General features: G+C 58.1%; 12 protein-coding genes. 2 read left to right on the top strand and 10 right to left on the bottom strand.

Annotated features, from left to right (window positions below):
- Positions 1–58: 58 nt before the first annotated feature.
- Positions 59–916 carry a 3-mercaptopyruvate sulfurtransferase gene (gene sseA, locus N438_RS24000; RefSeq protein WP_012967442.1) on the top strand — a complete coding sequence of 286 codons (858 nt, stop codon included), beginning with the start codon at positions 59–61 and terminating at the stop codon, positions 914–916.
- A 226-nt stretch (positions 917–1,142) separates the two neighbouring features.
- On the top strand, positions 1,143–1,985 hold the full coding sequence (locus N438_RS23995) for a hypothetical protein (RefSeq protein ID WP_012540875.1): 843 nt from the start codon (positions 1,143–1,145) through the stop codon (positions 1,983–1,985).
- Between the two features lie 70 nt (positions 1,986–2,055).
- Here the strand turns inward: N438_RS23995 and sseB are convergent, their stop codons facing one another.
- The 10 genes from sseB to iscR all read right to left on the bottom strand — a co-directional run bounded on the left by sseB (position 2,056) and on the right by iscR (position 9,958).
- Positions 2,056–2,832, bottom strand: coding sequence for an enhanced serine sensitivity protein SseB (gene sseB / locus N438_RS23990; protein ID WP_012540874.1), 777 nt, complete (start codon positions 2,830–2,832; stop codon positions 2,056–2,058).
- A 97-nt stretch (positions 2,833–2,929) separates the two neighbouring features.
- A complete protein-coding gene (gene pepB, locus N438_RS23985) occupies positions 2,930–4,216 on the bottom strand; it encodes an aminopeptidase PepB (protein WP_012967441.1) in 1,287 nt (428 codons plus the stop codon).
- A gap of 107 nt (positions 4,217–4,323) precedes the next feature.
- Entirely contained in the window at positions 4,324–4,524 is a 201-nt protein-coding gene (gene iscX / locus N438_RS23980; RefSeq protein ID WP_002913954.1) for a Fe-S cluster assembly protein IscX, read from the bottom strand.
- 1 nt (position 4,525) lies between these two features.
- Positions 4,526–4,861: an ISC system 2Fe-2S type ferredoxin gene (gene fdx, locus N438_RS23975; protein WP_004201872.1), complete on the bottom strand. Its 336-nt coding sequence runs from the start codon at positions 4,859–4,861 to the stop codon at positions 4,526–4,528.
- Position 4,862: 1 nt separating this feature from the next.
- On the bottom strand, positions 4,863–6,713 hold the full coding sequence (gene hscA / locus N438_RS23970; protein ID WP_023340615.1) for a Fe-S protein assembly chaperone HscA: 1,851 nt from the start codon (positions 6,711–6,713) through the stop codon (positions 4,863–4,865).
- A 15-nt stretch (positions 6,714–6,728) separates the two neighbouring features.
- Positions 6,729–7,244 carry a co-chaperone HscB gene (hscB, locus tag N438_RS23965; protein ID WP_116696560.1) on the bottom strand — a complete coding sequence of 172 codons (516 nt, stop codon included), beginning with the start codon at positions 7,242–7,244 and terminating at the stop codon, positions 6,729–6,731.
- 74 nt (positions 7,245–7,318) lie between these two features.
- On the bottom strand, positions 7,319–7,642 hold the full coding sequence (gene iscA, locus N438_RS23960; protein WP_002913979.1) for an iron-sulfur cluster assembly protein IscA: 324 nt from the start codon (positions 7,640–7,642) through the stop codon (positions 7,319–7,321).
- 17 nt (positions 7,643–7,659) lie between these two features.
- Positions 7,660–8,046, bottom strand: a complete 387-nt coding sequence (iscU, locus tag N438_RS23955) for a Fe-S cluster assembly scaffold IscU (protein ID WP_002913991.1) — start codon at positions 8,044–8,046, stop codon at positions 7,660–7,662.
- Between the two features lie 26 nt (positions 8,047–8,072).
- Positions 8,073–9,287 (bottom strand): cysteine desulfurase, encoded by a 1,215-nt coding sequence (iscS, locus tag N438_RS23950; RefSeq protein WP_008803791.1) that lies wholly within the window; start codon positions 9,285–9,287, stop codon positions 8,073–8,075.
- Between the two features lie 179 nt (positions 9,288–9,466).
- Positions 9,467–9,958, bottom strand: a complete 492-nt coding sequence (gene iscR / locus N438_RS23945) for a Fe-S cluster assembly transcriptional regulator IscR (protein ID WP_008803790.1) — start codon at positions 9,956–9,958, stop codon at positions 9,467–9,469.
- Positions 9,959–10,198: the final 240 nt, after the last annotated feature.

Genomic DNA, 10,198 nt, shown 5'->3' with positions numbered 1-10,198 from the left:
TGTCAGCGTGAGATAAAACGCCGACAATTCAGTCATGAATTGTAAAACGGAGGCACCCATGTCCACCTCGTTTTTTGTCGCCGCCGACTGGCTGGCAGAACATATTGATGACCCGGAGATCCAGATTATCGACGCCCGTATGGCGCCCGCCGGGCAGGAGGCCCTGCGCGATATGGCCGCGGAATACCGCGCCGGCCACGTGCCGAACGCGCTGTTTTTCGATATCGAGGCGCTGTCCGATCACACCAGCCCGCTGCCGCATATGATGCCGCGCGCCGAGGCGTTTGCCGTCGCCATGCGCGAGCTGGGCGTCTGCAGCGATAAGCACCTGGTGGTTTATGACGAAGGCAATCTGTTTTCCGCGCCTCGCGCCTGGTGGATGCTGCGCACCTTTGGCGTGGAGAAGGTGTCCATTCTGGCCGGTGGGCTGGAGGGCTGGCGACGTGACGAACTGCCGCTGGAGCAAGGCGTGCCCGAGGTGGCCGAAGGGGAATTCGACGTGCGTTTCGATCCCCAGCAAATTAAGCGCCTGACCGACGTCCTGCTGGTCAGCCATGAAGGGTCGGCGCAGATTGTCGATGCGCGTCCGGCGGCCCGGTTTAACGGCCAGGCCGACGAACCGCGCCCGGGCCTGCGTCGCGGGCATATCCCCGGCGCGCTTAACGTGCCGTGGACGGAGCTGGTGATTAACGGCGAACTGAAAACCGTCGACGAGCTGAACGACATCTTTTTACGTCAAGGTGTCGATTTTGAACGGCCAATCATCGCCAGCTGCGGATCGGGGGTGACGGCGGCGGTGGTCGTGCTGGCGCTCACCACGCTTGGCGTGAACGGCGTCTGCCTGTACGACGGCTCCTGGAGCGAATGGGGCGCGCGGAGCGATCTGCCGATTGAACCGGCCTCTGCCGCTCCGTAAACACGGCGTGACCGCGGGCCTCCCGTCCCGCGGTCACTAAATAATTTCTGATTTTCCCTCTCCCCTCCTTCTGCTTCTCGCTAAACCGGTTACTCTGTGCTGCCGCAGGGTTTGTACCTGCCGTATTCGCTTTGCCTGATGAGGAGGCAGAGCACCGATACGGAATTCCTCAGGACTGATAGCGCATCCAGTCCGTCCCAATCTGATGTCACCACAAGGAGTGAAAATGGCATTAGTCTCTAACCCACATTCTGCTGATTCACCGCGCCGTCCCTGGCTGGGAGGCATAGCTGGCCTGCTGGCGGGCGGCGTCATTCTTTATTTTTGGCCGCAATGGAACCGGACATGGTTAAGCCTGGTGCCTGTGCCGGTTTCTGTTTATACCCGCTTTCTCGGGGTCACGCTGGAAGAGGTCCCGTTAATAACCTATGGTCACCAGGCGCTGCTGGGTTTTCTGATGGTGCTGCTCGCGCCCGGTTACGGTAAGTCGACCCTTGCCGCGTGGATGATGCATAACCCTGCGTCAAGCCGGCGCTGGCCCGGCGAGGTTCTCCGCGCCTGGGGCATAAAATTTGGCCTGCTGATTATCGTCTTTTGCAATCTGTTCTTTTTATCCCGGGTCGGATCCGGGACCCTGGCGTTATATATTTTTATTCTCCAGCACGTCAGCGTTGCCGCGGCGGTGGCGTCAGGGGGGCTGCTCCTGCGTGACGCCCGACGTCTGGCCCGCACGTTCGACGCTCAGCTGGCGGACCTGCGCCTCCTCGTGATACTCACGCTGGGGTTTCAGACGATTTTGCCGGCGCAGATCGCGCTGATGAGCGCCCGGGGCGTGAATACGCCGCTGGGCTGGTACATTGTTATCGCGCAAATGGCAGGGGTGTTACTGGCGTTTATGCTGGTCGGCGGGCTGGTGGCAGCGCTACGTTCTTTGCTGGGCGAGGAGAGATGTCGGGCATGGCGTGGGGATATGGCGCTCTTCAACGGCATTGTCACGCTGTGTGTGACGGGATTTCTTATCTATAACATGGCGTCAGCCTATCCGCGGATCTTTGCTGCGCTGCATTAACCCTGGCAAAGCCGATTTTCGGCCTCACACTGGAAGCATAAAGAAACAGCGGGGGCAGCCGCCCCCTCTGTCAGATAATGCGGTTTTGTTTGAAATCGCGCAGGAAGCTGCCCCAGCGCTTTTCATAGAACGGTGTGATATGGGCAATCATAAAGTGGCTGATGCCCTTCTCGCCTTCCACCACCTGACAAATATCGATCGGCTCATCGCCGGGCAGGGTATCGGTCGCCACGCTGCCGGTGGTCTGGATAACGGATTCAATATCCCCTTCCGCTTCAATACCGATCAACAAGTTGGCCGGCGCGTCGGCGCTCTCTTTAATCGAGCACAGAAACGCCCGCTTGACGGTTTTCAGCGTTTTGAACAGCGTGGTCAGCGAATCGACCATCTGCGCCGGCGGGTCAGCGACTTCAGACAATAACAGCGCTTCGCCCCCTTCCAGCACCGTCTGGGTGCTGAGCGGGCTGCCCTCTTCCCCGAGCAGATGGCTGATTTCACGCGGGGTGAACTCTTTGCCGCTCGGCAGCTTCGGGTTGAGGAACAGCGATTCGCCCAGCGTCATCGCCATCAGCGTACGGGCCGGCATCATCACGAAAGCCTGTTCGTCTTCCACCGCCTGCTGCAGCGCCTCCAGCGAGGTAAAGAACGGGATCACCGAGCTGCCGTCATCTTTTTCCCAGTGCTGCAGATCCAGCGCGCTGTCTTCGACAATCTGCTCACCATCGGCTGCACTGCCGGGTACCCAGACGGTCGCCTCCAGCAGCGCGCTGAAAAATGCCGGACGGTGGGCAGGCTCGGTCGCCGCTTTTTCCAGCAGGGTTTCTAATTCATTTTTCGTATCAGACATAGTTTGGCTACTTCACAATGAATTGCCCGGCGGCCATTCGTCCACGCGGGCATACGGTTTTCCTGGCCGGGTAAGCGTAGCGCCCCCGGCAAGGCCGTTACTCAGCCGTCAGCAGGTTAGCAATGGTACGCACGCCAAGACCCGTCGCGCCCGCCGACCACTGCTCAACGGCAGATTTACGGTAGGTTGCCGAACAGTCGATATGCAGCCAGCCCTGATGGTAGTTTTCCACGAAGTGGGACAGGAAACCCGCCGCGGTACTGGCGCCAGCCGGATAGGCGGCACTGCCGGTGTTGTTCAGTTCAGCGAAGTTCGACGGCAGCTGGTTGCGGTGGAACTCGGCCAGCGGCAGACGCCAGAAGGCTTCGTTTTCCGCCTGGGCGCTCGCCAGCAGGCGATTCGCCAGCGCATCGTCAAAGCTGAACAGCGCGTGGTAGTCATTACCCAACGCGGTTTTCGCCGCGCCGGTCAGGGTGGCGGCATCGATGATCAGCGCCGGCTTCTGCGCCGAAGCGTCAATCAGGCCATCCGCCAGCACCAGGCGGCCTTCGGCGTCAGTGTTCATCACTTCAACGGTTTTGCCGTTACGATAATGAATAATATCGCCGAGTTTAAAGGCGTTACCGCTGATCAGGTTGTCGGCGCAGCACAGGTAGAGCTTCACGCGCTTGTTCAGCCCGCGGGTAATGGCAAAAGCCAGCGCGCCGGTGATGGTCGCCGCGCCGCCCATATCGGATTTCATTGAATCCATAAAGGCGCTCTGTTTGATGCTGTAGCCGCCGGAATCAAAAGTGATGCCTTTGCCCACCAGGCAGGCGTATACCGGGGCTTCTTTATCGCCGGTCGGGTTATAATCCAGCGCCAGCAGGACCGGCGGACGCTCGGAGCCGCGGCCTACGGTGTGCAGACCGAGATAGCCCTGCTCACGCAGATCTTCGCCTTTGGTGATGCGATAGCTCATCTGCTCGCCCGCCACGCTGCACAGCAGGTCCACGGCGCGCTGTGCCAGCTGCTCCGGGCCCAGCTCTTCCGCCGGCGCGTTGATGGTGTCGCGCACCCAGTCAATAATGGTCAGACGGTTGTCCAGCTCGCTACGCTGCGCATCGTCCAGGGTCGGCCATTCAACTTTACGGGTGCCTTTCGGACCTTTATAACCCGCCCAGAACGCCCACGCGCGGTCGGTGTCCCAGCCTTCGCCGCTTAACGCGACATGTTTGATGCCCATACCGTCAATTTTACGCGCCGCGCGTTGAATCAGGCCCAGGTCGTCTTTGCCGTTGAGATGCAGGGCGATGCCGTCGTTATTAATGCTGTAAGACGCCTTTTCTCCCCAGCGCGCATCGGCTGGCTGAGTAGAAAGCGTAATCTTCATGGCTTCGGTCATTATCATTATCCTTCTTAGCAAACGGGCCACCGTATGGCAGCCCGTAATGTTCTCTCGCTCGATGATTCATCCGACTTAATACCGTCGCATAAATCATAACGCGAAAATTATTCGGCTTCGTCTAACCAGACTAACAGAATCGCCTCGAGAATTTTTTCATTGGATGCGTTTGGGTCGTCATCGAACTCTTCCAGATCGCAAATCCACTGATGCATGTCGGTAAAGCGAACGGTTTTCGGATCGAGATCCGGATAAGCGTCGTACAGCGCTTCGCCGATTTCACGGCTGTCGGTCCATTTCAGTGCCATATTAATGCTCGCGTGCGTGGTTGATGGTGTAACGCGGGATCTCAACGACCAGATCTTCGTCGGTGACGCGCGCCTGGCAGCTCAGGCGGCTGTCCGGTTCCAGTCCCCAGGCTTTATCCAGCATATCGTCTTCATCTTCGGTACTTTCCGCCAGCGAGTCAAAGCCTTCACGCACGATGCAGTGGCAGGTGGTGCAGGCACAGGATTTTTCGCAGGCGTGTTCAATCTCGATGCCGCTACGCAGCGCCGCATCCAGAATAGTTTCACCAGTCTCAGCTTCCACAACGATGCCATCCGGACACAGGTCCTGGTGGGGCAGAAATACAATTTTTGGCATTTTAAACCTCGTCCACGGATTGGCCTTTCAGCGCGATACGGACCGACTGATCCATACGGCGGGCGGCGAATTCCTGGGTTTGTGTGTCGATATTTTTAATCGCTTCTTTAATGGCGTCGGCGTCGTCGCCTGCCGCCGCGGCGCGTACCTGCTCCGCAGCAGCATCGATAACCTGACGCTCCGCGGCGCTTAACAGCGCGGCGTCGGCGGCCAGCGCGCTTGTCAGGCTCTCCAGGACGCGGGCGGCTTCCACTTTCTGTTCAGCCAGCATGCGCGCCTGGACATCCTGTTCGGCGTAGCTCATCGAATCTTTAATCATGGTGGCGATTTCGCCATCGGTCAGACCGTAAGACGGTTTCACCTGGATAGAGGCTTCCACGCCGGTCGATTTTTCCATCGCCGTGACGCTCAGCAGACCGTCGGCATCGACCTGGAAGGTGACGCGAATATGCGCCCCGCCTGCCGGCAGGGCCGGGATCCCACGCAGCGCAAAACGCGCCAGCGAGCGGCAATCCTGCACCAGCTCACGCTCGCCCTGCATCACATGAATGGACATCGCCGTCTGACCATCTTTGAAGGTGGTAAACTCCTGCGCGCGGGCCACCGGAATGGTGGTATTACGCGGGATCACTTTCTCCACCAGGCCACCCATGGTCTCCAGCCCTAACGACAGCGGGATAACGTCGAGCAGCAGCAGTTCGCTGTCCGGCTTGTTGCCGACCAGAATATCCGCCTGAATCGCCGCGCCGATGGCGACGACTTTGTCCGGGTCGATGGAGGTCAGCGGGGTGCGGCCAAAGAATTCGCCAACGCGTTCGCGCACCAGCGGCACGCGAGTGGAACCGCCGACCATCACCACTTCCAGCACCTCTTGCGCCTCAACGCCGGCGTCTTTCAGCGCGCGACGGCAGGCCAGTAAAGTGCGTTTTACCAGCGGGGCAATCAGATCGTTAAACTGGCTGCGGGTGATATCGCCCTGCCAGCCACCGACCTCGACGTGCGCTGCCTCGGCATCGCTGAGGGTGATTTTCGCCGCGATGGCGGCATCCAGCAGCTCACGCTGCAGGCGGTTATCGCTGCGGTCGCTGAAGCCCGCCTGCTCGCGCAGATAGTCGGCCAGCAGATGGTCGAAATCATCGCCGCCGAGCGCCGAGTCACCGCCGGTCGCCAGCACTTCAAACACCCCGCGGCTTAAGCGCAGAATGGAAATATCAAAGGTGCCGCCGCCGAGATCGTAGACCGCAATTACCCCTTCCTGACCGGAATCGAGGCCGTAGGCGATAGCCGCCGCGGTCGGCTCATTGAGCAGGCGCAGCACGTGCAGCCCCGCCAGACGCGCCGCGTCTTTGGTCCCCTGACGCTGAGCGTCGTCGAAATAAGCGGGAACGGTGATCACCACGCCGTCGAGTTCACCAGCCAGCGCTTCGGTTGCCCGGGCAGCCAGCGCTTTCAGGATGTCGGCGGAGACGCGAATCGGGTTCAGCAGGCCGCCGGCGGTCTGGATCATCGGCAGGCCGTTTTCACTGGCCTGCAGCTGATACGGCAGATGCGGGTAGCGGTTTTGAATATCGGCGAGGGAGCGCCCCATCATTCGCTTCACCGAGCTGATGGTATTGGCAGGATCCTGGGCGGCGTTAAGCCGGGCATCATAGCCGACGGTCAGCCCCGAAGCGTGGTAGTTCACCACCGACGGCAGCAGATAGCGGCCTTGATGGTCGGGCAAGGTTTCGGCCTGGCCGCTACGCACGGTAGCCACCAGAGAATTGGTGGTGCCCAGGTCGATACCGGCCGCCAGACGACGCTGGTGCGGCGCGGCGCTCAGGCCGGGCTCACTAATTTGTAATAAGGCCATAATTGCTTCCGAAAATTAAAAATCGAGCAGTTTTTCTTCGAGTTCTTCAGCACTGCTGCGCAGTTTATCAAGAAAACGGAGCTTAAGTACCGTATCCGCCGCCGCCTCCCAGCTCTCATTATGCAATTGGTCAACCATCAGTTGATGGCGGGTATCAAACAGCGCTTTCACTCGTTTGATAAAGGCTTCCAGCCGCGCATCGTCTTTCGCCTTACCGATCTCGTCGAGCTCTTCGCGTAGCTCCAGCTGTTCCATCAGGAATGCGGTATCGCGAACGGTATGCTGCTCGCTGGCCAGATCGAAGCCATGAAGCGAGAGGAGGTATTCCGCCCGGGTCAACGGATGGCGCAGCGTCTGCCAGGCCTGGTTTATGGTCGCGGAATGCTGAACCGCCGCAAGCTGTTCCGCAGCAGGCGCGCTGGCAAATTTATCCGGATGGTACTGGCGCTGCAGATCCTGATACCGGACAGCCAGTTGTTCAAGCGAGAGGGTATAGCTGGCTGGTAACCCGAAGAGGGTGAAATAGTCCATAGTAACCTCAGGGTCATGCATCTAAATGAAAACCCCACGCGCGGCGTAACCGCGGTGGGGTTGGGGATGACCGATTATACGTTAAAGCTTTCGCCGCAGCCGCACTCGTCTTTGACGTTAGGGTTGGTGAACTTGAACCCTTCGTTGAGACCTTCTTTGACGAAGTCCAGCTGAGTGCCGTCGAGGAATTGCAGACTTTTGCCGTCGATCACGACCTTCACGCCTTTGTCTTCAAACACGGTGTCTTCTGCCGCCGGCTCGTCAACAAACTCCAGTACATAGGCCATACCCGAGCAGCCGGAGGTTCTCACGCCCAGGCGCAGGCCAAACCCTTTACCGCGGTTCGCCAGAAAGGCATTGACTCGCGCTGCAGCACTGTCGCTAAGAGTAATCGACATAACAAAACCTCAACTAATTATTTTGCTTCACGTTTGCTTTTGTAATCCGCAATCGCGGCTTTAATCGCGTCTTCCGCCAGAATAGAGCAGTGAATTTTCACCGGCGGCAGTTCCAGTTCATCGGCGATATCAGTGTTCTTGATCGCCTGCGCTTCGTCCAGGGATTTGCCCTTCACCCACTCGGTAACCAGGGAGCTGGAAGCGATGGCGGAACCGCAGCCGTAGGTTTTGAAGCGCGCGTCTTCAATGATACCTTCATTGTTGACTTTAATCTGCAACTTCATCACGTCGCCGCAGGCCGGCGCGCCGACCATACCGCTGCCGACGTTCTCGTCGCTGTTGTCAAAAGAGCCGACGTTGCGCGGATTCTCGTAATGATCGATAACTTTTTCGCTGTATGCCATGTTGAATTCTCCTTATCGGTGCCGAATTAGTGATGTGACCATTCAATACTGTTCAAATCCACGCCCTGCTTAAACATTTCCCACAGCGGAGAAAGATCGCGCAGACGGCCGATGGAGTTACGAACCAGTTTGATGGTGTAGTCAATCTCTTCTTCGGTAGTGAAACGACCTAAAGAGAAACGAATAGAGCTGTGCGCCAGTTCATCAGTCATGCCTAACGCGCGCAGCACGTAGGATGGCTCAAGGCTCGCGGAAGTACAGGCTGAACCGGAGGAAACCGCCAGGTCTTTCAGCGCCATAATCAGCGACTCACCTTCAACGTAGTTGAAGCTGACGTTAAGAATGTTCGGCGCGCCCTGCTCGAGGTCGCCGTTGAGATAAACTTCTTCCATATCCTTCACGCCGTTCCACAGACGGTTGCGCAGCGTGCGCAGACGCGCCATTTCGCTTTCCATCTCTTCTTTGGCGATACGGTAAGCTTCACCCATGCCGACGATCTGGTGAACAGGCAAAGTACCAGAACGCATACCGCGCTCGTGGCCACCGCCGTGCATCTGCGCTTCGATACGGATACGCGGTTTACGGCGAACGTACAGCGCGCCAATGCCTTTCGGACCATAGATTTTATGGCCGGAGAAGGACATCAGGTCCACCTTCAGCTGGCTCAGATCGATAGGCAGCTTGCCCACGCTCTGGGTGGCGTCTACGTGGTAAATGATACCGCGGGCGCGACACATCTCGCCGATGGTAGCGATATCCTGCACCACGCCGATTTCGTTATTCACATGCATGATGGAAACCAGGATGGTGTCGTCACGCATCGCCGCTTCCAGCTCTTTGAGATCGATAATCCCGTTGCGCTGCGGCGCCAGGTAGGTCACCTCGAAGCCTTCACGCTCCAGCTGACGGCAGGTATCCAGAACCGCTTTATGCTCGGTTTTGCTGGTGATGATGTGCTTGCCTTTTTTCTGATAAAAGTTGGCTGCACCCTTGATCGCCAGGTTGTCGGATTCAGTCGCACCAGAGGTAAAGACGATTTCGCGCGGGTCGGCACCGACCAGTTCGGCAATCTGATTGCGGGCGATATCAACCGCCTCTTCAGCCTGCCAGCCAAAACGGTGGGAACGGGAGGCCGGGTTACCAAAGGTCCCGTCCATGGTCAGGAACTGCATCATTTTCTCGGCAACACGCGGGTCCACCGGCGTGGTTGCGGAGTAATCGAGATAAATCGGTAATTTCATTGCTCTTAAACTCCGTACATCACTCAATGCAAGGAATCAGGCAACCGGCTTGATGTACGACCGAGTACACGGAATGCTGGCGCATCCCGGCCTGATTCTGAAAGCTCTTTATAATCGTTGTCCCGACCGTTTCGTGCTGCCTCGCCCTGTCAGCCGCAGTCCGAAACGGGACGGGTCACTCAGGCGCGCAGCTTAACGTTGATCGCGTCCTGGGTGCGCGCATTGCGCTGGGTTTCGTGCTGATGCTGACGGCCGGACACATCAAGGATCTCCTGGTTATTCACCAGTTCACCCAGGGTGATATTGTTCAGGAAGCCGGTCAGGCGTTCGCTCAAATCGCGCCACAGCGCGTGAGTCAGGCACTTATCGCCGCCCTGACAGCCGCCTTTGCCCTGGCAACGGGTCGCGTCAACGGATTCGTCTACCGCGCTGATCACTTCGCCGACGGCGATGCTGCTGGCATCTTTACCTAACAGATAACCACCGCCTGGACCACGAACGCTGGAAACCAGGCCATTTTTACGCAGGCGAGAGAACAGCTGTTCCAGATAGGAAAGCGAAATTCCCTGACGCTCTGAAATATCTGCCAACGGCACCGGGCCCGTTTCAGAGTTGAGCGCAACGTCAAGCATCGCGGTCACGGCATAACGCCCTTTAGATGTCAGTCTCATGTCTTACTTAACCTCAAACTCGCCCCTGGCCGGGCTTTTTATTAATATGGGTATTGCATAGCAGGGCCAAGTCTGACATTCCCGAGTAATTTGGTCAACTATTTACTTGACTGTTTTAGTCAGGTATTTGGCTTTCCGTGCCGTTATTAATTTCGAGCCGCTCCCGGGGTCGGCCAAAGGCCTCGCCCGGGCTACAACAGAGATGTAGATTCGTAGGCCGGATAAGCGAAGCGCCATCCG

This window comes from Klebsiella sp. GL120222-02 (assembly GCF_003097195.1).
Taxonomy (GTDB): domain Bacteria; phylum Pseudomonadota; class Gammaproteobacteria; order Enterobacterales; family Enterobacteriaceae; genus Klebsiella; species Klebsiella variicola.
The sequence above is the reverse complement of the archived record's forward strand: the minus strand, read 5'-3'. Positions and strand labels throughout refer to the sequence as shown.